Here is a 23,900-nt window from a genome sequence, read left to right on the forward strand (position 1 = left end):
GTTGCGTCAGCCGCCGGTACGGGGCGACCCGTCGTCGCCCACCGGGGGTTCAGGATCTCGAATCCCCAGTGATTCGACTGCTCCGCAGATGGCCTGGGCCACTACCTGCACATTCTCGCTGTAGAAGCCGATTCTCTGATGAAAGGCTTCTTCTGACGAGCGGTTGAGGAACGTGAACGTCAACGATCCCAGCAGGACGTGGAGATCGGCATCGCTCACCTCAATCTCGATGCGCTCAGGCGATCGAAAGTCCACTTCTCGATTTCTCAGCGCGAGCAAATCCGGCGAGGCTTCTCCGGTCGCGAGGGCGACCATTCTCGCGGAGTATCCACCGCCATGCAGGTGGACGAGCACTCTTCTGATCATCTCGAATTGGGTGGGGGTGAGAGTGAGAATGTACCCGTTCCCCAAGGCCCTGAGGCCGACTCTGCGAAGCAACTGGCCTCATCCTAGGGCGTTGAAGATACTGTTGAACTCATCCAGTGACTGGTGATAGGCGTGGACGTAGTAGGAGTTCTGGACGATCGTCACTCCTCTGCCGTCCTTGTCCAGCCTCGTCTCATCGCGTCTGGCTGTCGTTCCCGGTTTTCTCCGGTCGACGTGTGTCATCCCCATATCGCGTTGATCCCGCAGGTAGTTGGCCAGTCCCTGGATGTTCTTGCCGATTCCCTTGATGCTGTGATCGGCCGCTTCCTGTGCGGTGTTGCAGGCCGTGCACATGCGCTGGTGATTGTAGTCGACACCATCGGCAACGTCATTGCCGTGCGATTTCTGGAGCTTCCCGTGAGTGTCGTCGTCGATTCCCTCGCAGTTGTGTACGAGGACCGGCTTCACCCCGGCCAGAACGTAGTACGTGTGCTCACCGGCGACGGTGAGGTTGCGGACCTTCTTGTGCTGGGTCCAGCGCTTGACCTCGGTGACCTGGACCCATGATCCCGACGAGGTGCGCAGCCACTCGCCCGCCGTGAGGTCGGTGGCCTTCAGCCACGTTCCCAGGGCCGGGGCCCAGAAGGGGTGGCCGTCGGTGGCGGTGAGCTTCTCTGTGGCGTCGCCCTTGGAGCCGTCGGTGTCGATCTTGATCTCGACGAGGTTCTTCTGCCCCTCGCCGATGATCTGGGCGACGACGGGTCGGGCCTTCGTCGCGCCCGACTTCTCATCGGTCGCGACGACCTGGTCGCCGATCTCGACGTCCTCAATGGCCTTCGAGGAGCCGTCCGCCATCAGCACCTGAGTGCCGGGCACGAAGCTGTTGCACGTGCCCTTCTCGGAGCCGCCGGTGTCGCTGTCCTTGCCGCCCGACTTCTTGGGCTCGTCCGCCTTCTTGGACTCGGAGGACTTCGAGGACTTTCCGTCTCCGTCGGCCTTCTTGGCCTTCTGGGCCGAAGACTTGCCCTGCTTGGCTGCTGTGGCCGCGGCCTCGTCGGCCTTCTTGGCGGCTGCGGCAGCAGCCTCCTGGGCGGCTCTTCGGGCCGCCGCGGCCTCTTCCTCCAGTTTTCTCGCGCGTTCGGCAGCTTCCTCTATCTGGCGTTTCCACTCGGCCAGGTCCTCGGCGTACTTGGCCATGGCCTGCTGGTAACGCTCGACCCTGCGCATGATGTCGCGGGCCAGGGCGAGCTTCGAAGCCCAGCTGTTGAAGGCCTCCCAGGCCCGGTCGAGGGCCTTCAGGATGCGCTTGGCACGACCCGCGAAGGGCAGTGCCGCGTCGAGGGCGAGACCCGCGCAGGCCCAGCCGTCGCCGCCGAGACAGGCCTTGATGTCGTTGTAGCCCGAGACGTCCTTGAGGATGCCGATGGCGACCTCGAGGGCGACGTCCAGGGCGCTCTTGCCCTGGACCATCTTGGCCCAGGCCTCCTCCGCCGCGGTGAAGTCCATGACGGGCATCACCGGAGGCGCGATCGAGAGACCGCTCGGGTCCGCGTACGTCACCGGCGAGTTGTTCGCGTAGGCGTACGGGTTCATCTGCTTGGGCTCGTTGTAGTCGACGATGGGGTCGACGGAAAGGAACCGCCCCGTTGCCGGGTCGTACTCACGAGCACCCAGGTGGACCAGACCCGAGGACTCGTCCATCTCTCCGCCGACGAAGCCCTTCTTCCCCGGCCATACGGACGGTGCCGTACCGCGCACCTCGCCGAAGGGGGTGAACTTACGGCGCGTGATGGCGGAGGTCGATGTGTCCACGGACGTGGTGGCCGTGCCGTTCTGGTCACCCATCAGATAGGACGTCGTGATGACGCCGTCCTTGGCCGTCTTCACAAGGGTCGGACCGGCCGGGTGGGCGTAGTAGCGCGTGCCCTCCAGCTTGCCCGCCGCCGTCAGCTTGACCTGAGTGCCCGGCAGGTAGAGCGTTGTGCCGGTCGGGTCGCGCTTGATCAGACGATTACCGCCGGCGTCGTAGACGAACTCCGTCGACTCGGTGCCCTTGGTCACCTTCGCGAGCTGTCCGGCCACGTCCCAGTCCAGGGTCTGGGTGTTGCCCTGGATGGTCCGCGTACGGGTGTTGCCCGCCTCGTCGTACGTGTACGACTCGGTGCGCGACCCGCCCGGCCCGGAGGTGTCGACCTTCGTCAGCTGGTTGGCGCGGGCCTGGCCCGGGGTGCCGTAGGTGTAGAGGCGGGTGACGTCCTTGGTGAGGTCACCGGTGGGGGAGTGCTGGATCTCCTTCGTGCGGTTGCCGGCCGCGTCGAAGCTGTACGAGGTCCAGTACGGGTTCGGGCCGCCGACCGACGGGGTGGAGCCGGGACCGGTGGAGCCGGGCTTGGCGGCGCAGTCGTCGGTCGAGGTCCATGCCTCGTTCATGCGGCGCAGGTAGTCGTACGTGAAGCACTGGACGTCGGTGGGGCCGCTTGACCCCTCCGTGTCCGAGATCTTCAGGATGTTGCCGACGTCATCCCGCTCGTACGTCGTGTCGTTGATCCGGCTCGGCGACACCTCGCGGTCGTTGACGGTCCGCAGGAGGTCACGGGTCTGCTCGTCGTAGTAGTTCGTCGCGTAGACCTGGGAGCCGGCGGGTCCGGACTCCGTGCGCAGGACGTCGCCCATCGGCGAGTAGTCGACCTTGCCGACGAACGCCTTCCCCCCGACGCCCATGATCGTAGGCAGCTCGAAGTGGTTGTACGTCATCGTGCTGATCTCGCTGGGCAGGCCGCCCACTGCCGGCTGCATCGACCAGGCCTTGAGGCCGGTGTTCGCCCGGTAGCCGCTGGAGAAGCTGTAGGTACCGGCGAGCGCCCCCTCCGAGGCAGGGATGGTGACCTTCGACCCGGTGGGCCGGTACTCGGTGTCGTAGCCGGTGATCTCCTGCTTGTAGGCGTTGCCGCCCACGTAGCGCGTGGAGGTGACGGGCAGGCCGATCGCCCCAGGCAGGGCGTCGTAGGTGGTCGACGTCAGCGTCGGGCCCGTGATCGAGCCCTCGTGCGTGGCGACGACCCGGCCGAGCACGTCGTACTCCGGTGCGACGGTCTTGCCGCGGGCGTCGGTGGCGGACTCGACCCGGTCGCCGGCACCGTACTTGATCGTCGACGTGCCCTTCTCGGGGTCCGTCTGCTTGGTCTGGCGCCCGCGGATGTCGTACTCGAAGCCCCACTTGTCGCCGGCCTGGCTGACGACCGACTCCAGCATGCCGCGCCGGTTGTACGTGTACCGCGTCGTGTCGTACGCCCCCGTCGGCGAGTCCGCCTTGAAGAAGCGCAGCTCCGTCTTGCGGCCCGCGCCGTCCAGGAAGGCCCGGGTCGGGGTCTCGCCCTTCGGCGGGTCGACGGTGATGTTGTCGCCGCCGTAGCTGGTCGTGGTCCGCGAGGTCTCCACGCCGAACCTGCGGGAGATCTGCGCGGTCGCACGGCCGGAGCCGTCGTACTGGGTCACCGTCGAGGACGGGACCTCGTTGTCCTTCGGGCCCCACTGGACGCCCGAGGCAGTGCCCTCGGTGTAGTAGGCGCCGTTGCTCTTCCAGACCTGGCCGAGGCTGTTGTAGAAGGTGTCGGTGATGACCCGTCCACCGCCCAGCGCCTCCATCTGGGTCTGGCGGATGCGCAGGCTCGCGTCGTAGATGTCGTAGCTGGTGCGGTAGGTGCCGTCGTCCAGCAGGGCCTTGTTGGTGATGACCACCGGGCCGTCGGTGCGGACGTCGTACGCGAACTCGCCGTCCGGCGACTTGGTCTGCGGGTCGCGGTCCGGGGACCAGACCTTCAGGAGCCGGCCGAGCGGGTCGTACCGCATGACCTGCTTGCGGTTGTTGGCGTCCGTCTGGACCAGCACCGAACCGCGGCCCTGGTCGGTCTCGGTGGTCTTGGTGTGACCGAGGGCGTTCGTCGTGACGACCTTCGTCACGATCTGACCGGACGCCGGCGTGTAAGCCGTCCGCGTGACCTTGCCGAACACGTCCGTGGTCGCCGTCGGACGCCCGTACGCGTCGTACTCCGCGCTGCCGTCCGTCGTGTACTGCGGCGTGCCGCCCGAGTAGCCCGAGAGCGACTCGGTGGACTGCACGTTGCCGGCCGCGTCGTACCGCATCCGCACGTCCGACGTCACGTCCGCCGGACGCGCCACGTCCGTCGCGTCACACGCCTTCGCGACGGACTCCACCCGCTTCTGCCGCGCGATGATCCACCGCGCCGGGTCCTCGTCGTACTCGTACCGCGTGCAGCTGTCGTCCGACGGGTCGGCGATGTCGCCGCGGTTCGAGACCGACTGGGCGAAGCCCCGGTCGTCGTACTCCGTGTGCATCGCCGTGCGGCGCCAGCCGCGGCCGTCGGAGAGGAGGATGCGGGAGGCCACGTCGCTCGTCTGCTGGACGAACGACTGCTGCGGCTCGATGTCCTCCTCCGGGACCGCGCCCTTGCGCACGCGGGTCGCCGTGGGGCCGCGCAGCCACGGAGTGTACGTGGTCGCCGCCTCCAGCGGGCCGCCCTCGCCGTCGTACGCCAGGACCTCGCGGGTCTGGCCGGCGAAGAGGCGGTGGTCCGGGAGCTCGTTGCCCTCGGAGTCCTTGACCTTGACCGAGCGGGCGCCGCCGGTGGGCGTCGCCCGGTCGCCGTCGAGGCCCCGGAAGAACAGCGTCTCCGTCTGGGAGCGCCGGTCCGGCGCCACGCCGATGAGGGTGCGGACCCGCTCGTAGCCACGCCACTGGGACCAGGTGCGGGTCTTGGGCCGCATCATCTCGGTCTCGTCGTCGTAGGCCCACGCCGGGTCGCCGAGGAACTGGTACTCGGTGCGCCGCGTCGGCGAGTTGCCGTTGCGGTCCTCCTCCTGGACCCAGTCGACGACGTGCTTGTGGAACCAGTCGGTGACGTAGAGCTTGCGCTCGCGCTTGGGGTCGTTCGGGTCCGGGATCTCGGTGATCACCGGGTAGCAGCGCAGCTTGTTCGCCTCGGGGGACGAGGGCAGGACGGTGGTCGTGCACTGGGTGTCGGCGTAGTGCGCGAGGATCGTCGAGCCGGTCTCGGTGTCGATCGCCTCGACGCGGTAGCGCTTGTACGGCGGCTTGCCGTCGCCGGTGCCGTCGACCCGGTTGTCGAGCTGCTTGCCGCGGAACCTCACCGGCGGCAGCGGCAGGTCCCCGCCGTTGCGCCCGGTGTGCCGGATCTCGGACAGCCACAGCGGGTAGTCCGTGCCGTCACCGGTCATCGGGAAGTCCTGGACGAGCTTCCAGGTGTCGACCGGCTTGCGCTCGACGCCGTTCCAGACGGTGGTGGTGACCTCGGCCAGCCGCTTGCGGGTGAAGAAGGTCGGGGTGAACCGGCCCTTGCACTCCTCGCCCTGGGCGCACAGCTGGTCGCCGGGGGTGTCGGGCCACTGCTTGGCGATGTTCCAGTCGACGTCCGGCTTCAGCTTGCCGGGCGCGCAGTCGAAGTCCGCCGTCGCCAGGCAGCGCTCGACGACCTCGAAGTCCACCTGGGCCGGCGGCTCGGCGAACAGGGCGTCGCCGCGCAGGCCGTACGCGATGTGGTCGAGCCAGCCCGAGCGGTCGTAGGAGCGGGCGGTGGAGCCGCCGGCGATCTGGTAGTTGGAGCCGTAGTAGTTGGTCTCCTTCTCGTACCAGTACGTCATGGCGTTGCCGCGCGGGTCCACGACGTAGTCGAGGTTCCAGCGGTAGGCCTGGTCGCACACGGCGTTCGCGAAGGTGGCGTTGTAGCAGGGCTCGCCGGGGTGGTTGCCGTAGACCGGGACGGTCCAGGCGGAGTTGGTCAGCGGCTTGCCCGCCGTCCAGCCCGGGACCCGGTTGAGGCCGAAGTAGAACTGGATGCCCTGTGGGTTGGTGAACCGCCAGTGGTCACCCTCCTTGTCCCCGTTCTGGGCGCCGGTGAGCAGCTCGACCCGGGAGCCGTCGTCCTTGGCCGGACGCCACTTCTTGGTGGTGTCGTCGAGGACGAGCTGCGTGGAGCCGCCGTTCAGGGAGAGCGTGACCATGGGCGCGCCGTGGCACAGGTCGCCGGTGTCGTCCTTCGGGTTGTTGAACCCGGAGTTCGGGCGCTTGTCCTGGCTGCACGGCACATAGGACCGCTCGATGAAGTTCGAGGCCAGGTCCCAGCCGTCGCCGACCCAGGAGGTCTGCTGTGCGGAGGCGTTGGTGCGGCCGTCGATGGTCGAGCTGGAGTAGCCGAGGGTCAGCGAGGGGCTGGGGCCGCCGAGCGAGGCGGGGATGTCCAGCGGGTACGACCAGGAGAAGTCGCCCGCGGAGCCGCCCGCCTGCCAGGCGCCACTCGGGTTCAGCGAGGTCGCCTTGTACGTGCCGTTGGCGCCGTCCGCGCCCGCGGTGGCGGCCAGCGTCACGGCCTGCGCGCCGGCGGCGGCCTTCGCGAGCCGGGCGCCACCGGTCGCGCCACCGGTCGCGGCGGCGGGCCGGGCCGGGGCGTCGAAGGTGGCGACCAGCTTGCCGGTGACCGGGTCGTTGACCGTGGTGACCGGGGTGCCGGTCCGGCACTCCGTCTTGTCCGGCGTGGTCAGGGCGCAGGCCGGGAGCGCGGTGAAGCGGAGCCGGGAGCCCCAGCCGCCGCCGTACGCGTTCTTGAAGGCGTTGTAGTCGAGTTCGACCGAGACCGGGGCCGGGGCGGCGCCGGTGTCGGTGCGCTGGACGGAGAGCAGCAGGCTGCCGGCGCGACCGGCACGGCGGGCCGCCGCCTGGTCGAGCAGGCCGACCTTGACCGTGACCGGGGCGGTGTCCGCTCCTGCGGCGGACCGCCCGAGGTCGCGCGCGTCCGGTCCGGACGCGCCGGCCGGGGCGGTCCCGGCGGGCCGGGCGACGGGGGTGCCGGGCGGGAGCGCGGCGACCGCCACCGGCAGGGCGCCCGCGCGGACCGCCTTGCCGGCCGTGACCGGCTTGCCCGGCGCGCCGGGCTTCGCGGCGGCGAGAGTGCTACGGGCGGCCGGATTCCGCTGCCCGGTGGGCGCGATCTCGGGAGCCGGCAGCGTGATCTCGGCCGAACCCGCCTTCGGCCACGCGATGGTGGGCGGTTGCTTCCAGGTCTTGCGCTGGGACTCGGCGGGGCCCGCCGCCGGCTTGCCGGTGACGGGGGCGCCGCCGACCTTCGTCAGCCGCTGGGTACCGGGGAGCCGCAGGTCCGAGGAGGCCGCGTCGGCATCCACGGGGGTGAGTCCGGTGGTCAGCAGGCTCAGTGCCAGCAGCGGTATCGGCCACCGCCAGGCACGCCTCAGAGGCGCACGCCAGGCGTGCGCCTTGGATCTTCTCAAGATTCGAACACTCCATGAGACCAGGATGAGAGCAGCGTGAAGGTGTCATGATCACGCTTTATGGGACGGCGCCGAACCTAACAGTCGGCATCCCGGAGCGTCGAGCGCCCCCGCACCTGCCGGGTGAGGGTGTATCAGGAGAAAGGGGCAGGTCGTCTTGGATAAAACCGCGGAGAACGGCGGAATGTGAGCCTCCGTCAACCTGCCCTTCGGCGGGCCGTCCCCTGGGGGACGCCCACCGGGATCGGGCTCACGCGGGATGCCCCGCTGCTGCTACAAATAATCGAACGCCCACGGCCGACCGTCGAGGTGGCCGAAAGGCGTCCTCGTGGTGCGGTCCCGGGCGACCGATCTCGGACACCCGCTCCGGCGCGGTGACCGACCGACCACCGAGGACCCGCTCAGTGAGACCCACCCCGACGCGCCCCCGCGTCGACGATCCGCCCCGCCGCACCCCGGCCGCCCGCGCCACGGCCACCCGCGCCACCGCCGCCCTCCTGGCGGCCGCGCTGCTGGCCGCGCTGCCCGTCACCGAGGCCGTCGCCGACGGCCCGGCGGACGCCTCCGGCCGTACCAAGGCCGCCTCGGACGCCGCCGCGGCCAAGGGCCGTACGGCGGACCCGGCCGAGACCGCCCTGCACGCCGCCGCGAGCGCGGCGGCCAAGCGCTCCGGCAAGCCCGTCGAACTCCCCTCCAAGCGCACCGAGACCGACGACGTCTGGGCCAACCCCGACGGCACGTTCACCCAGAACCACGCCCTCACCCCGATCCGCGTCCGCCGCGACGGGAAGCTGGTGGCCGCGGACACGGGCCTGAGCCGACAGCGCGACGGACGGATCGGCCCGCGCGCCACCCGCGTCGGCCTCAGCTTCTCCGGCGGCGGCACCGCCCCGCTCGTCACCATGCGCAAGGACGGCCGGGACATCTCCCTGACCTGGCCCAAGCCGCTGCCCGCCCCGCGCGTCGAGGGCGACACCGCCGTCTACCCCGAGGTGCTGCGCGGTGTGGACCTGCGGGTCACCGCCGACGTCACCGGCTTCTCGCACCAGCTGGTCGTCAAGAACCGCGCGGCGGCCGACGACCCGGCCCTCGCCTCCCTCGGCTTCGGCCTCACCGGCAAGGGCGTGACCCTCCGCAAGGAGGCCAACGGCGAACTGCGGGCCCTCGACCCCTCCGGCAAGGCCCTCTTCACCTCCGCCAAGCCCCAGATGTGGGACTCCGGCGCCGACCGCCCGGCCACCGAGACCACGGCGGGGGCCACCGGCACCGCCGCCGCGCCCCAGGCCCGTACCGCCGCCGGCACCGCCAAGGCCGAGTCCGCGGCCCCGGCCCCGGTCGCCGACCGGGTCCCCGCCGTCGACGGCATCTCCACCGGCACCCGGCAGGCCGACCTCGGCGTGGCGCTCAAGGGCGGCACGCTCACCCTCACGCCCGACCGGAAGCTGCTCACCGCCCCCGGCACCCGCTACCCCGTCGTCATCGACCCCCAGTGGCGCGACGACTGGAAGTCGGCGTGGGCCCTGGCGTACAAGCACAACTCCTTCCCGAACTCGGCCAACACCAACTACTGGAACGGCGGCACCCTCAGCAAGGAGGCCCGGGTCGGCTGCGCCAAGGACGCCGCGAACAACAACAACGTCGTCTGCGCGAAGACCTTCTTCCAGGTCGGCATGGGCGCCCTGTGGGACAAGCAGATCCTGTCGTCGACCTTCCGCATCCAGCAGAAGTACGCGGGCTCCTGGAGCTGCAAGTCCGGTGACATCCAGATCTGGGACACCGACGGCATCGGCGGCGGCACCACCTGGAACAACCAGCCCGCCTGGAAGCGCATGGTGGACTCCTCCGGCCAGTCCTTCGGCGGGCGCAACTGCCCCGGCGACGGCGACCTGATCGAGCTCAACGTCACCTCCGCCGTCGCCGACGCGGCCCGCTGGCACTGGCCCGCCTGGACCATGGGCCTGAGGTCCGCCAACGACACCGTCGACGTGTCCTGGCGCAAGATGAACCCGGACAGCGCCCGCATCTCCACCCAGTACAACACCGTGCCCGACCCCGTCGGCGAGCGCGGCTCCGACCCCTCCGTGTCCTGCGGCGGCGGCATGATCGGCACCACCGACGAGGTCGTGCTGCGCGCCCGCGTCTCGGACGCCGACGACAGCGGCATCCGCGCCGAGTTCAACCTCTGGAACGACAAGGACTACTGGGGCACCATCAAGCGGCCCCAGGTGTGGGTCACCAGCGGCAACGTCGCCCAGGTGCGCATACCCGCCGCCGAGCTCCCCACCGGCACCTACCGCTGGGACGTCCGCGCGCTCGACGACTACGCCGCCGGACCGTGGGCCGGCCAGTGCGTCTTCAGCATCGACGCGACCCGGCCCGGCCACCCGCCCAAGGTCTCCTCGGCGCAGTTCCCCGAGAACGAGCCGGACAAGACCTCCGAGGCCCGCACCAAGGGCGCCTTCACCTTCAACGCCAACGGCGAGTCCGACGTCGTGAAGTACCAGTGGTGGACCGAGTCCGACCCGAAGGTGCGCGAGGCCGCCCCCGCCCAGGCCGGCGGTGAGGCCACCGTCGAGTACACCCCGTCCACGACGGGCCCGCAGACCCTCTTCGTCCGCAGCCTCGACGCGGCGGGCAACCGCTCCGACCTGAAGGCGTACCTCTTCTACGCCAAGCGCAAGCCGACCCGTGACAAGCCCGGCGACCTCAACGGCGACGGCACCGTCGACATCTGGAGCGTGGACCCGGGCTCCGGGCAGCTGTGGATGCACCCCGGCAAGGGCGACGGCACCTTCGACCTGTCGAAGAAGCTGACCAACCGGGGCCCCTTCGGCGACGCCGTGTCCCTGTCCCACCGGGGCAGCTGGAACACCGACTACTACGAGGACCTCGTCGCGCTGCGCCCGTCCCCCGACGGCAGCCGCAACGACCTGATCGTCTACCCGGGCAACGGCGACGGCGACCTCCAGCCCATCGACGCCAACCGCATCCCGCTGGCCACCGTCATGGAGGAGAACGACCACTGGGCCCACGCCGACCAGGTCCTCGTCATCGGCAGCGTCGACGACGACTCCAAGGACGGCAGGGTCGACGCGAACGACCAGCCCGACCTGCTGGTCAAGGCGGGCGCCCAGCTCTACCTGTACCTCGGCACCACGGGCGGCTACCTCGACGTCACCGAGCAGGGCCTCGTCCCGCCGATCCTGCTCGGCAACGCCGACTGGCAGAACATGACCCTGATCGCCCCCGGCGACCTCAACGGCGACGGGCTGCCCGAGATCTGGGCCCGCGACAAGGTGACCGGCAAGATCCACCAGTACACCAGCCGGACCACCACCGACCCGGCCGCGACCACCGCCGCCGACCTCGCGGTCTACGGCGAGGCCGCCGCCCGCGCCACCGCCGTCGCCACCGGCTTCACCTCGCCGCAGCACCTCCAGAGCAACGGCGACTTCGAGGGCAACGGCTACGCCGACCTGTGGTCGCGCGACGCCACCGGCGAGATCACCGAGTTCCCCGGCCGCGCCCCCAGCGGCGGCTCCGTCTTCGGCGCGGGCCGCAGGCTCGTCCTCGGCGGCACCCCCTGGACCGAGTGCCAGAGCTTCACCTCGGCCGCGACCGGCACCCACAGCCTGTGCGGCCCGATCCTCGCCAAGTACCTGGCCAAGGGCGGCCCCAGCGGCTACGGCTACCCGACCACGGACGTCCTGGTCGCCGCGGACGGCGAGGGCCGCTACGCCGGCATCCGCCACAACAGCCAGAACGGCGAGAACGCCTCCATCTACTGGCACCCGACCACCGGCGCCTGGATGGTCCAGAACGGCATCCGCGACTACTGGCGCTCGCTCGGCGCCGAGCGGGGCTTCCTGGGCTACCCGACCTCCGACGAGTCGACCACCTTCGAGAGCGACGCCTGGGTCACCACCTTCCGGGGCTCCGGCGGCGACGGCGCCATCTACTGGACGTACGACTTCGGCGGACGCTCCATCCACGGCACCATCTACAAGAAGTACCTGGAGCTCGGCGGCCCGTCCGGCTTCGGCTACCCGACCACCGACGAGACCAACGTCGACGACGGCATCGGCCGCTACAACCACTTCCGGCGCCGCGGCGAGACCTCCGACACCCGCTCCATCTTCTGGACCACCACCACGGGCCAGGCCTGGGGCGTGTGGGGCACCATCCGCAACAAGTGGCTGGAGCTGGGCGGCGGCAAGAGCTGGCTCGGCTACCCGCAGTCGGAGGAGTACGACGTCACGGGCGGTCCCCGGACCGACTTCCAGAACGGCTACATCCGGCACAACCGGTGGACCGGCGTCTCCGTCGAGCACCACTGGACCGACCGCACGGACGGCGTCCGCAAGGAGCTGTCGGGCGACTTCAACGGCGACGGCCGTTCCGACCTGGCCACCGTCTACGACTACGGCAGCGACGCGATGGGCCTGTTCACCCACGCGGCCAAGGCCGACGGCGGCTTCGCGGCCCCCGTCGCCGCCCACACCCAGGGCGCCTGGACCTGGCGGGTCTCGCAGTCCCAGTGGGTCTCCGGCGACTTCAACGGGGACGGCCGGGACGACCTGGCCGCGCTCTACGGCTACGGTGACGGCTCCAGCGGCATGTTCACCTTCCTGGGCAAGGCCGACGGCACCTTCACCTCGATCGCGCGCAGCGCCTACACGGGCCCGGGCAACTGGGACGCCGCCAAGGGCAAGCTGGTGGCCGGCGACTTCAACGGCGACGGGCGCGACGACGTGGCCATGATGTTCGACCACGGCAACTGCGACACCGGTGCCTACACCTTCCTGTCGAACGCGGACGGCACGTTCAAGAACATCTTCGGGAGCTGGCGCTCCGGCGGCGGCAACTGGTGCCAGGGCCAGACCAAGTTCGTCGGCGGCGACTTCAACGGCGACGGCCGCGACGACCTCGTCGCCTTCTACGGCTACAACGACGGCTCGGTCACCGCCTGGACCATGCTGAGCAAGGCCGACGGTGGCTTCGCGACGACCACCCCGTCCTTCCACCGGAACCCGGGCCAGTGGGAGTGGTGGCGCTCCAAGCTCACCGCCGGCGACTACAACGGCGACGGCCGCGCCGACCTCGCCGTGATGTACGACTACGGCTACGGCAACTCCTCGCTGTTCACGCTGACGGCCAAGGCCGACGGCACGCTCAACGACGACGTCCGCAGCTGGCAGGCGCCCGCGAACACCTGGCACGTCCAGGATGCCTCGTTCCCCGTCTCCGGCGACACGGACCACGACGGGCGCGAGGACATCGCGATCATGTACAACGACAGCCAGGGCACGACCTCGGCGTACACCTTCAAGGGACGCGCCGACGGAGGCTTCGAGAACGGCCTGAAGAGCTGGCAGTCCCTCCAGGGCACCTGGTGACCCCGGCCTGACCCGCTCGTGATCCGGTCATGAGAACCCTCGCCCTCCGGGACCCCTCGCGGTCCCGGAGGGCGAGGTGTTTCCCGCCGTGGCCCGACGCCACCCTCCCGGAAGAGCGGATTCCCGTTAGGGTCGGATGATGGCCAAGTACTTCGACGTTCATCCGCAGACCCCCCAGACCCGCACCATCGGCACGGTCGTCGACAGCCTCCGGGCCGGCGCCCTCATCGCGTATCCCACCGACTCCTGCTTCGCGCTCGGCTGCCGGCTCGGCAACCACGAGGCACTGGAGCGCATCCGCTCGATCCGGCACCTTGACGACCGGCACCACTTCACCCTGGTGTGCGAGAACTTCGCCCAGCTCGGACAGTTCGTCCAGGTCGACAACGACGTGTTCCGGGCCATCAAGGCGTCCACCCCGGGCAGCTACACCTTCATCCTGCCCGCCACCCGGGAGGTCCCGCGCCGCCTCCAGCACCCCAAGAAGAAGACGGTCGGCGTCCGCATCCCCGACCACACCGTGACCCGCGCCCTGCTCGCCGAGCTCGGCGAGCCGCTGGTCTCCAGCACCCTGCTGCTGCCCGACGAGGCCGAGCCGCTGACCCAGGGCTGGGAGATCAAGGAGCGCCTCGACCACGTCCTGGACGCCGTGGTCGACTCCGGCGACTGCGGCACCGAGCCGACCACGGTCGTCGACTTCTCCGGCGGGGAGGCCGAGATCATCCGGCGCGGCGCGGGCGACCCCTCGCGCTTCGAGTGACCGGCGCCCGGCCTCCCGCCCCCGCTCAGACCAGGTCGGACGGGTCCGTGTTCGCGCCGCACAGCACGACACAGACCCGCTCGCCCGGCTCCGGCCGGTAGGCCGCGCCCACGGCGGCGTGGGCGGTCGCGGCGGCGTGCTCGACCACCAGGCGCCGCTCGTCCCACAGGGCCCGGCGGGCCCGCACGATCTCGGCGTCGGTGACCAGCACGGCCCGGACGTCGTCCTGCCGGGCCGCCTCCAGCGCCGCCGCCGAGACCCGGCGGGCGCCCAGCGAGTCCGCCGCCACCGAGTCCACCGTCACGTCCACGGGCCGCCCGGCCTCCAGCGCCGCGCCCAGCGCCCGGCAGTTCTCCGGCTCGACCGCCACCACCCGGACGCCGTGCTCGCGGGCCGCGGCGGCCACCCCGGCGAACAGCCCGCCGCCGCCGACCGAGACCACCACCGTGTCCAGGCCGGGCAGCCCCCGCCGGACCTCCTCCAGCAGGGTGCCCGCGCCCGCGGCGATCAGCGGGTGGTCGTACGCGTGCGAGGCCAGCGCCCCGGTCTCCGCCGCGAAGGTCTCGCAGGCGGCGAGGGCCTCCGCGTACTCGGTGCCGACCAGCCGCACGTCCGCCCCGTAGCCGAGCAGCCGCTCCACCTTCAGCTTCGGCGCCGTCGTCGGCAGGAAGACCGTGGCCCGCGCGTCCTGGCGGCGGGCCGCCCAGGCGCAGGCGAGCCCCGCGTTGCCGCCGGACGCGATCGTGACCCCGGCCGCGGGCAGGGTCCCCGCCTCGCGGTGGGCCAGCAGGAAGTTCAGCGCGCCGCGCGCCTTGAAGGAACCGGTGTGCTGCATCAGTTCGAGGGCGAACCACACCCCGTCGCCGTCACCGGGGGCGACCGTGACGGGTCGGACCTGGCCGGCGATCCGGTCGGCTGCTGTCTTGACGTCGGCGTGGCTCAGCGTGTGCACGTGCGGCTCCAGGATCGGGTGGTGGTGCTTGCCGTACTCCGAACACTGCCATACGGGTCAGCGCGCGGCGGCCGGTTCCGCCACGGGCCTGACCAGCGTGACCAGATGGTCGGCGTAGGTGTCGAGGGCCGCCGAGGCCGCCGCGTCGTCCCGGTCGATCAGCCAGTTCAGCGTCAGCCCGTCCAGCACGCTCAGCCCGTACCGTGCCAGCACCGGCAGCGGCAGGGTCCACTCGGCGCCGGAGCGGCGGGCGATCGACTCCAACTGCCGCAGGCTCACCTCGGTGTAGTGCCGGTACTGGCCCCTGGCCACATCGGCGAGCCCCGGCTTGCGCAGCGCGTACTGCGTCAACTCGTACGTCAGCAGGTGCTCGTCCGGGTTGGCCCGGACCCTGGCCCAGTAGGCGCGCAGGGTGCCCCGGACCACCTCGTCGACCGTGGGCGAGCCCTCCGCCTCCCTAGGGGCAGGCGGGGCAGGCGGGGCAGGCAGGGCAGGCAGGGCCGGCGGGTCCAGGGAGCGCAGCATGATCCGCTCGATCACGCTGTGCAGCAGTTGCTCCTTGGCCCGGAAGCAGTAGTGGAACGCACCCAGCGGCAGCCCCGCCTCCGCGACCACCGCCCGGGTGGTCGCCTTGGCCACGCCGTCGCGGATCATGACCCGGATCGCCGCGTCGATCAGCTGCTCGCGGCGCTCGTCGGCGGATCGGCGGCCCATGGGAACTCCCGGAGGTGAGGGGGAACGTCGGAGCACGCTATCCCGAGCCGGGGCGCACGGTGCCGGCGCGGTCCGGTGGGAGGCGTTACGGCGACCGGTGGCGGCGTGAGAACCGGCGGAAGTGTGACGGCGACCGGCGGAAGCGTCGCGGGAACCGGCGTAGGCGTGACGGCGACCGGCGGAAGCGTCACAGGAAGGCGTGGCCCTCGCCCCGGTAGGTCGGCACGACGTCCACGATCCGGCCCGCCTCCACCAGGTGCAGCCGGTCCACCCGCTCGCACAGCTCCCCGGCCTTCGCGTGCCGGAACCAGACCCGGTCGCCGAGGCGCAGCGCGTCGGCGGCGTCCCCGGTCAGCGGGGTCTGCACCTCACCCGCGCCCTCCTGGGCCAGCATCCGCAGCCCCGTCGGCCACACCGGCACCGGCAGCCGGTCCGCGCCCGCCGGGCCCGAGGCGATCCAGCCGCCGCCGAGGACCGTCACATGCCGGGGCGCGGGCCGCCGCACCACGTCCAGCGCGAAGTACGCGGCGGGCACCGGCCGGAAGGCGCGGTAGTGGTCGAACAGCGTGGGGGAGTAGATGCCCGAGCCGGCCCCCAGCTCGGTGACCGCCGGCTCCGCCGAGGTGCCCTCCAGGCTGCCGGTCCCGCCGCCGTTCACGAACTCCAGCGGGGCGACCTCCCGCACCGAGCGGACCGCCGCCGCCCGCCGGGCGCGCAGCTCCCGGGCCGAGGTGCGCTGGACGAGGCGCAGCACCGAGCGGGTCAGCGGCGAGCCCGGCTGGTCGTCCCCGACCCCCGCGATCTGCCCCTCGTACGACATGACGCCGACCAGCCGCAGCCGAGGCCGGGCCACGACGGCCCGCGCCAGCGCCGCCGCGGCGGCCGGGCTGTGCAGCGGCGAGCGGCGCATCCCCAGGTGCACCCGGCCGCCGAGCAGCCGCAGCGAGGCGTCCAGGTCGAGGCAGACCCGCACGGCCGGACCGTCCGCGCCGAGCACGGCGTCCAGCAGATCGAGGTGCTCCAGCGAGTCGATCATGACGGTGACCCGGGCGGCGGCGGCCTCGTCGGCGGCGAGGGCGCGCAGCGGGGCCGGATCGACGCAGGGGTAGCCGACCAGGATGTCGCCCACCGAGGCGTCGGCGGTACGGGCCAGCCACAGCGCCTCCGGCAGCGTGAACGCCAGGACGCCGGAGAAGCCCGCCAGTCCGGTGACCCGCTCGATCAGCGGCCGGCAGCGCAGCGACTTGCTGGCGAGCCGGATCGGCTTGCCGCCGGCCCGCCGGGCCATCCCCGCCGCGTTCGCGTGCAGCGCCCCGAGGTCGACCACGGCGAACGGCGGACTGAGCTCGGCCGTGACCCGGCGCAGCTCCTCGAAGGACATCGGCGCGGCGGCGGCGCGGAGTGCGGTGGTGGCCGGCATGGCTGCTCCCCTGACTGCGCGGTTCGGGCCGTCACCATCTCCCGGTCACCCGTCCAAGTCAATGGTTCAGGACGCTTGACTTGGACAACTGACCGAGTTCAGTCTTCCGTGCACCGCGTCCGCTACGGCGCGCGGACCGCCGAACCCTGCGAGAGGACCCCGGGCATGACGAACGTGGCGGGCACGTGGAGCAACTGGTCGGGCAGCGAGCACGCCAGCCCCGTACGGGTGATCCGCCCCATGGACGCCGGCGAGGTGGCGGCGGCCGTGACGGCCGCCGCGCGCGCCGGGAACCGGGTCAAGGCCGTCGGCGCCGGGCACTCCTTCAGCTCCGTCGCCGTCGCCCCCGACGTCCAGCTCCGCCTGGACCGGCTCGCGACGCTGGAATCGGTGGACCGCACGACCGGCCTGGTCACGGTCGGCGCGGGGATGCCGCTGTGGCGGCTGAACCCGCTGCTCGCCGAGCACGGGCTGGCCCTGGAGATCCTCGGCGACATCGACCGCCAGACCGTCTCCGGCGCCATCTCCACCGGCACCCACGGCAGCGGCACCGGCTTCGGCGGCATCGCCACCCAGGTGCGGGCCCTGGAACTGGTCCTGGCCGACGGCACCCTCGTCAGCTGCTCGGCCGAGGAACGGCCCGAGCTCTTCGCCGCCGCCCGCGTCGGACTCGGCGCGCTCGGCATCCTCACCCGGGTCACCCTCCAGTGCGTGCCGCTCTTCGCGCTGCACGCCCGCGACGAGGCCCGCCCGGTCGAGGAGACCCTGGCCCGGGTCCACGAACTCGCCGACACCAACGACCACTTCGAGTTCTTCTGGTTCCCGCACAGCGGCACCACGCTCACCCGCAGCTTCACCCGGCTCCCCGGCGACACCCCGCTGAAGCCGATCGGCGAGCTCTCCCGGAAGCTCGACGAGGCCGTCAGCGGCCCCGGCTTCGACCTGCTCAACCGGCTCGGCACCCGCTTCCCGGGGCTCGTGCCGCCCATCACCCGCTTCGCCGCCCGCGCCATGTCCGCCCGCGAGTGGACCGACCTCTCGTACAAGGTCTTCGCCTCGGTCCGCGACGTGCGCTTCCACGAGGGCGAGTTCGCCATCCCCCGCGAGGACGCCGTGGACGCGCTGCGCGAGATCAAGGCGTGGATCGACCGCCACGACGAGCGGGTGTCGTTCCCGCTGGAGGTCCGCTTCGCCGCCCCCGACGACGTCTGGCTCTCCACCGCGTACGGGCGCGAGAGCTGCTACATCGCCTTCCACCAGTACCACCGGATGCCCCACGAACGGTACTTCCGGGCCTGCCAGGACATCCTCGGCTCCTTCGGCGGACGCCCCCACTGGGGCAAGATGCACGATCTCGACGCCGCCGCGCTGCGCCCCCGCTACGAGTGCTTCGACGCCTTCACGAACGTACGGGACGAGGTCGACCCGACCGGCCTCTTCGCCAACCCGTATCTGGACCGGGTGCTCGGCCCCGCGCCGAAGGCGGCGGACGGTGCGGGCAGACTGGGCGAGTGACCAGGGACGACAGCAGCGCAGACAGCAGCACGGACAGCAGCGCGGGCGACCGCATGACGGGTGCGGGGGGCGAGGCCGCGGGCGTGGTCCTGGAGATCCCGCAGGGGCGCCTGCGGGGCGTGCCGGACCCCGGGGTGCCCGGGGTGACGGCGTTCCGGGGCATCCCGTACGCCGCCCCGCCCGTCGGCCCGCTCCGCTTCCGGCCGCCCGCCGCCCACCCCGGCTGGCCCGGCGTCCGCGACGCCACGCGCCCGGGCCCGTCGGTGCCGCAGGGCCCCAGCCGCCTCGCCGGGGTGATGGGCGACCGGGTCCCGGACGGCGACGAGGCCGGCTGCCTCCACCTCACCGTCTGGACCCCGGCCACCGGCCCGGACCGGCGCCGCCCGGTGCTGCTCTGGTTCCACGGCGGCGGCTTCAGCAGCGGCTCCAGCGGCTGGGACTGGTACGACGGGGCCCGGCTGGCAGCCGCCGGGGACGTGGTCGTCGTCACCGCCAACTACCGCCTCGGGCCCCTCGGCTACCTCAGCCTGCCGGAGCTGGGCGCCGACAACCTCGGCTCCCGCGACCAGGCCGCCGCCCTGCGCTGGGTCCGGGACACCGTCGGCGCGTTCGGCGGGGACCTCGCGCGGATCACCGTCGGCGGGCAGTCGGCGGGCGCGTACTCCGCCCTCGCCCTCGCGCTCGACCCGGAGACCGGCCCGCTGGTCCACCGGCTCGTCCTGCAGAGCGGCCCCTGGAGCCTCCTCCCGCAGCGGCCCGAGGACGCCGACCGCGCCGCCGACCACTTCCTCGCCGCGCTCGGCCTCGCCCGTGGCGCCGGACTCGCCGAGGCCCTGAGCGAGGTGCCCGTCCCCCGACTCCTCGACACGTACGCGCGCGTGGCGACCGAACTCGCCCGCCCGCGCGACGCCTCCCCGCCCCTGCACCCCGTCCTCGGCGGCGCCGGGCACCGGACCGCCTGGCCGACGGCCCTCGCCGCCGGGGCGCTCGCGGGCAAGGGCGTCCTCGTCGGCAGCACCGAGCACGAGGCCGCCGCCTTCCTCGGGCCCGAGGCCCCGGCCGAACTCGTCGCGGGCGTCACCCGGGCCGCGTTCGGCGAGGGCGTCGACACCCTCGCCCGCGCCTGCGCCGCCCACGGCACCCCGGCCCACGTCTACCGCTTCGCCCGCGCCTCCACCGCCGTGCCCGGACTCGGCGCCCCGCACTGCGCCGACCTGCCCTTCGCCTTCGACCGGCTCGACGCCTACGCGGGCGCCCCGATGCTCGGCCCGGTCGACGCGCGGGACCGGGAGCTGGCCCGTGCGTTCAGCGGCGCGCTGGCCGCCTTCACCGCGACCGGCGACCCGGGCTGGCCCGCGTATCTGCCCGACGCCGCACCCCCGTACGTACACCGGATCACCCGTGACTGAGACGGGGCGGCCCGGGCCGAAACGCGTTTCCCCGGGCCGTGCCCCTGTGCCTAGGGTGGCGCGGTGACGACTCAGGTGATCATCCTCAACGGGGGCTCCAGCGCCGGCAAGTCCGGAATCGTACGCTGCCTCCAGTCCGTGCTCCCCGGCCCCTGGCTCGCCTTCGGCACCGACGCGTTCGTGGACGCGCTGCCCGCCCGGATGCGCGCGTCCGAGGACGGCATCGCGTTCGCCGAGGACGGCGGGGTCAGCGTCGGGGCCGAGTTCGGCAGGCTGGAGGAGGCGTGGACGGCGGGCATCGCGGCGATGGCCCGGGCGGGCGCGCGGATCGTCGTCGACGAGGTCTTCCTCGGCGGCGCCGCCTCCCAGCGGCGCTGGCTGCGGCACCTCGACGGACTCGACGTGCTGTGGGTCGGCGTCCGCTGCGACGCCGGGGTGGCCACCGGCCGCGAGACCGCCCGGGGCGACCGCACCCCCGGCATGGCCGCGCTCCAGGCCGGGCAGGTCCACGAGGGCGTCCGCTACGACCTGGAGGTGGACACCACGCACACCGAGGCACTGGACTGCGCCCGCCGCATCGCGGCCGAGGTCCGCTGAGCGACCGGTCCGGCGCGGACGAGGGGGCGACGGGGCGCGTACGGGAGTACGGCAGTAAGCCAGTTGCGGGAGTACGGGAGGGGCGTGCCCGGGGTGCGAGTGGGCGCGTACCCGGGGGGAGACGACGGGAGACGAGGGGAGTTGACGGTGGTGGACGGCATACGGGGCGACCTGGGGGACGACGCGACGGTGGACGGCACGACGGACGGGGCGGCGGGCGGGGCGGCGGGCACGACGGACGGCGGCGGCACGGGCCGCACCCCCGACACGATCGAGGCCGCCGCCCGGGCGGCGTTCGAGCAGGGGGTCCAGGACCGGACCGCCGGGTGGGTGAACGGCGCGCGGGAGGCGTTCCAGCGGGCCGCCCGCTCCGGACACCCCGACATCGGGCCCATGGCCCTCGCGAACCTCGCCGTCCTGGAGGCCCAGGACGGGCGCGCCGCCGCCGCCCGCGAGGCCTTCGAGCGGGCCATCGCCACCGGGCACCCCGACCACGCCCCGCAGTCCCTGTTCAACTACGCGGTCTTCGAGCAGCGCTCCGGCGACCGGGCGCACGCCCGCGAGCTGTACCGGCGCGCCCTCGGCAGCGGGCACCCCGAGCACGCCCGCAAGGCGCTGCTGAACCTCGGCGGACTCGCCGCCGACGAGGGCGCGACCGACGAGGCCGGCGCCCTGTGGCTGCGCGCCATGGAGCCGCCCTTCCGCGGCGACACCGCCCACCGCGCGCACCGGCGGCTCGTCGAGTCCGCCCGCGACCGGCTGCCCGAGGCGCGCGAGGTGTATCTGCGGGCGATCGCCGGAGCCGACGAGCGGACCGCGAGCCAGGCCCGCACGCTGCTGCACGACCTGGACCCCGGCTTCCTGCTGCCCGGGGAGTCCGTCCGGCTCGGCTCCCGGAGCTTCGACCCGGCCGAGATCGAGTCCGCCGAGTGGGCCACCGGCCGCCGCCCCTCCTACTCCAGCGGCCACCTCGACGTGTACACCCGCGACGGCGCCCTGCACACCGTGTTCGTCGACCTCGGCGACCCGTACGACCGGCGCGGCTACGAGGCCCTGCGCCGCCTCCTGGGACCGGCGGGCCTCTGAGCCGTACGGGCGAACCTCCGCCGGTAGCCCGACCGGCCGCCTTTGTCAGTCCGTAAGGTTCCGGATTCCTCGCGCCGGGACGCGTCGCTAGCGTCCTGATGCCGATCCACCGGTACCGTCGCGCGACGACCAGGAGGTCCCCCGTTGACCGCGCAGCCCCCCACCCGCAGGAGCATCCTCAAGTCCGCCGGCGGCCTTTCCGCCGCCTTGGCCCTCGGCGCCGGAGGCGTGCTCGGCTCGGCCTCCTCGGCCGCCGCGGCCGGCGACGGCTTCGGCCTGCGGATCGTGGACCGCAACGAGAGCGACTACCGCATGTGGTACTACCGCTTCGCGACCGACGCGATCGGCTGGAACCCCGGCGTCAACGTGCTGCTCCCGGACGACTACCACTACAGCGGCCGCACCTACCCCGTGCTCTACCTCTTCCACGGCGGCGGCAGCGACCAGGACTTCATCACCTTCGACCGCGAGCGGATCCGCGACTGGACGGCCGGCCGCCGGCTGATCGTCGTCATGCCCGACGGCGGCCACCTGGGCTGGTACTCCAACCCGGTCAGCTCCAACGTGGGCCCCCGCAACTGGGAGCACTTCCACATCAACCAGCTTCTCCCGTGGGTGGAGGCCAACTTCCGCACCTTCGCCGAGTACGACGGGCGGGCGGTCTCCGGCTTCTCCATGGGCGGCTTCGGCGCGCTGAAGTACGCCGCCAAGTACTACGGGCACTTCGCCTCGGTGAGCGCCCACTCGGGCCCGGCCAGCCTGCGCCGCGACAACGGCACCGTGGTCCACTGGGCGAACGCCACCTCCGCCCTGGACCTGGGCGGCGGCACGGTCTACGGGGCCCCGTTCTGGGACGAGGCCCGGGTCAGCGCCGACAACCCGGTGCAGCGCATCGAGAGCTACCGCAACAAGCGGGTCTTCCTCGTCGCCGGCACCAGCCCCGACCCGGTCAGCTGGTTCGACACCGCCAACGAGACGCACGTCCTCGCCGGACAGCGCGAGTTCCGCTCGCTGCTCGACCGGGCCGGGATCCCGCACGAGTCGTACGAGCTGCCCGGCGGCCACTTCATCCGCCACGACATGCTGCAGCGCGACATCGACGGCGTCGTCGCGCGGCTGCGCAAGGCCTGACGGAGGACCACGACGTGCTGCCCGCTCTTTCCCCGCGCGCCCCAGGCGCCCCACGCTCCCCGCGGATCCGTCGAGCGGGCCGCGCCCGCGGCGTCCTGCGGGTCCTGCTGGCCGTGACCGCGGCCCTCACGCCCGTACTGCTCGCGGCCCCGCCCGCCGCCGCCGGGACCGTCGTCCCGGCGGCCGCGCCGGCGGCCGTCCGGGCGGTCGCCGCCACGGCGGCCTGCCCGGCCGCCGGCGAGGTCACCCAGCGCTTCCACAGCGGCCACAACGGCGTGGACATCGGCAACGACATCGGTACGCCGATCTTCGCCATCGGCGACGGCGAGGTGACCCACTCCGGCTACGCCGACGGCTACGGCCAGTGGATCCGCATCCTGCACCCCGACGGACGGATCTCCGAGTACGGGCACATGTACCAGCGCTTCGTGGCCGTCGGCGAGCATGTGACGGCCGGGCAGCGGATCGCCCTGATGGGGCAGGAGGGCAACTCGACCGGCCCCCACCTGCACCTGAGGATCTGGGGCGACACCTCGACCTCGTACGGGATCGATCCCGAGGTGTACCTCGCCGAGCGCGGGGTCACCCTCTCCTGTGTCCCCGGCGGCACCCCGCAGACCCCGCCGCCGGTCTACCCGGCGGAGTCCGGCCGGGTGGTGTCGGCCCGCTCGGCCGACGGGCGCCTGGAGGTGTTCGCGGCGGGTGCCGACGGAGTCCACCACGCCTGGCAGCTCGCCTCGAACGGCGAGTGGTCCACCTGGGAGTTCCTGGGCGGTCCGGGCGGCGGGGAGCTGGCGATCGCGGCGAACGCGGACGGGCGTCTGGAGGTGTTCGCGATCAACGGCAGTACGTTCAAGCACCGTTATCAGGTGGCGCCTTCCGGTGGCTGGTCGGGCTGGGAGGACTTCGGCGGCGGTGGGCGTGACATCGCCGTGGGTACCAATGCGGACGGGCGCATGGAGGTCTTCGCCTCGGGTCCGGTCGGCCTGTTCCACCGCTATCAGACGGCGCCCAGCGGCGGTTGGTCGGGCTGGGAGCCGACGGGTGGCGGTCCGGCGGACGCCCGGGTGGAGATGGAGAAGTCTCCGGACGGGCGGCTTGAGGTGTTCGCTCTCAATGGGAGCACGTTCCAGCATCTGTACCAGACGGCGGTGAACGGCGGCTGGTCGGGCTGGGAGGACTTCGGCGGTGGCGGGCGTGATCTGACCGTGGATCACAATCAGGACGGGCGGAT

At 72.3% G+C, this 23,900-nt stretch carries 13 protein-coding genes; 8 read left to right on the top strand and 5 right to left on the bottom strand.

The window, feature by feature from the left end; all coding sequences use genetic code 11:
* Window positions 1-6: 6 nt before the first annotated feature.
* Window positions 7-315 carry a hypothetical protein gene (locus tag ACZ6J5_RS28560; protein ID WP_469396240.1) on the bottom strand — a complete coding sequence of 103 codons (309 nt, stop codon included), beginning with the start codon at window positions 313-315 and terminating at the stop codon, window positions 7-9.
* A 129-nt stretch (window positions 316-444) separates the two neighbouring features.
* Window positions 445-7,686, bottom strand: a complete 7,242-nt coding sequence (locus ACZ6J5_RS28565) for a polymorphic toxin-type HINT domain-containing protein (RefSeq protein WP_469396241.1) — start codon at window positions 7,684-7,686, stop codon at window positions 445-447.
* Between the two features lie 404 nt (window positions 7,687-8,090).
* Here ACZ6J5_RS28565 and ACZ6J5_RS28570 point away from each other — a divergent pair, with 404 nt between their 5' ends.
* Together ACZ6J5_RS28570 and ACZ6J5_RS28575 are read left to right on the top strand one after the other, a co-directional pair.
* Window positions 8,091-13,082 carry an FG-GAP-like repeat-containing protein gene (locus ACZ6J5_RS28570; protein ID WP_469396242.1) on the top strand — a complete coding sequence of 1,664 codons (4,992 nt, stop codon included), beginning with the start codon at window positions 8,091-8,093 and terminating at the stop codon, window positions 13,080-13,082.
* A gap of 139 nt (window positions 13,083-13,221) precedes the next feature.
* Window positions 13,222-13,842 carry an L-threonylcarbamoyladenylate synthase gene (locus tag ACZ6J5_RS28575; protein ID WP_469396244.1) on the top strand — a complete coding sequence of 207 codons (621 nt, stop codon included), beginning with the start codon at window positions 13,222-13,224 and terminating at the stop codon, window positions 13,840-13,842.
* A gap of 25 nt (window positions 13,843-13,867) precedes the next feature.
* On the opposite strand, the gene ACZ6J5_RS28580 is transcribed toward ACZ6J5_RS28575, so the two are convergent.
* The 3 genes from ACZ6J5_RS28580 to ACZ6J5_RS28590 all read right to left on the bottom strand — a co-directional run bounded on the left by ACZ6J5_RS28580 (window position 13,868) and on the right by ACZ6J5_RS28590 (window position 16,928).
* Window positions 13,868-14,794: a threonine/serine dehydratase gene (locus ACZ6J5_RS28580; RefSeq protein WP_469396245.1), complete on the bottom strand. Its 927-nt coding sequence runs from the start codon at window positions 14,792-14,794 to the stop codon at window positions 13,868-13,870.
* Window positions 14,795-14,851: 57 nt separating this feature from the next.
* Complete coding sequence (locus tag ACZ6J5_RS28585) at window positions 14,852-15,508, bottom strand: TetR/AcrR family transcriptional regulator (RefSeq protein WP_469396246.1); 657 nt, start codon at window positions 15,506-15,508, stop codon at window positions 14,852-14,854.
* A gap of 187 nt (window positions 15,509-15,695) precedes the next feature.
* Window positions 15,696-16,928 carry an amino acid deaminase/aldolase gene (locus ACZ6J5_RS28590; RefSeq protein WP_469396248.1) on the bottom strand — a complete coding sequence of 411 codons (1,233 nt, stop codon included), beginning with the start codon at window positions 16,926-16,928 and terminating at the stop codon, window positions 15,696-15,698.
* A 165-nt stretch (window positions 16,929-17,093) separates the two neighbouring features.
* Between ACZ6J5_RS28590 and ACZ6J5_RS28595 the strand changes: the two genes are divergently transcribed.
* From ACZ6J5_RS28595 to ACZ6J5_RS28620, 6 genes are all read left to right on the top strand, one after another.
* Window positions 17,094-18,443 carry a D-arabinono-1,4-lactone oxidase gene (locus tag ACZ6J5_RS28595; protein ID WP_469396249.1) on the top strand — a complete coding sequence of 450 codons (1,350 nt, stop codon included), beginning with the start codon at window positions 17,094-17,096 and terminating at the stop codon, window positions 18,441-18,443.
* Window positions 18,440-19,852, top strand: a complete 1,413-nt coding sequence (locus tag ACZ6J5_RS28600; RefSeq protein ID WP_469396251.1) for a carboxylesterase family protein — start codon at window positions 18,440-18,442, stop codon at window positions 19,850-19,852. Before ACZ6J5_RS28595 ends, ACZ6J5_RS28600 begins: the two co-directional genes overlap by 4 nt.
* A gap of 63 nt (window positions 19,853-19,915) precedes the next feature.
* The gene (cpt, locus tag ACZ6J5_RS28605) at window positions 19,916-20,449 is read left to right on the top strand and encodes a chloramphenicol phosphotransferase CPT (protein WP_469396252.1); all 534 of its coding nucleotides are present in this window, start codon (window positions 19,916-19,918) and stop codon (window positions 20,447-20,449) included.
* A 147-nt stretch (window positions 20,450-20,596) separates the two neighbouring features.
* Window positions 20,597-21,535, top strand: coding sequence for a tetratricopeptide repeat protein (locus ACZ6J5_RS28610; protein WP_469396254.1), 939 nt, complete (start codon window positions 20,597-20,599; stop codon window positions 21,533-21,535).
* A gap of 144 nt (window positions 21,536-21,679) precedes the next feature.
* A complete protein-coding gene (locus ACZ6J5_RS28615) occupies window positions 21,680-22,666 on the top strand; it encodes an alpha/beta hydrolase (RefSeq protein ID WP_469396256.1) in 987 nt (328 codons plus the stop codon).
* 113 nt (window positions 22,667-22,779) lie between these two features.
* Window positions 22,780-23,900: DUF8189 domain-containing protein (locus ACZ6J5_RS28620; protein ID WP_469396258.1), on the top strand; the 1,121-nt coding region annotated here is incomplete at its 3' end.

The sequence above is a fragment of the Streptomyces sp. NPDC042100 genome (genome assembly GCF_055582325.1).

Coding starts and splice junctions, on each gene's coding strand:
- ACZ6J5_RS28595 (WP_469396249.1), top strand. CDS start 17,094: ATGACGAACGTGGCGGGCACGTGGAGCAACTGGTCGGGCAGCGAGCAC.
- ACZ6J5_RS28585 (WP_469396246.1), bottom strand. CDS start 15,508: ATGGGCCGCCGATCCGCCGACGAGCGCCGCGAGCAGCTGATCGACGCG.
- ACZ6J5_RS28575 (WP_469396244.1), top strand. CDS start 13,222: ATGGCCAAGTACTTCGACGTTCATCCGCAGACCCCCCAGACCCGCACC.
- ACZ6J5_RS28590 (WP_469396248.1), bottom strand. CDS start 16,928: ATGCCGGCCACCACCGCACTCCGCGCCGCCGCCGCGCCGATGTCCTTC.
- ACZ6J5_RS28560 (WP_469396240.1), bottom strand. CDS start 315: ATGGTCGCCCTCGCGACCGGAGAAGCCTCGCCGGATTTGCTCGCGCTG.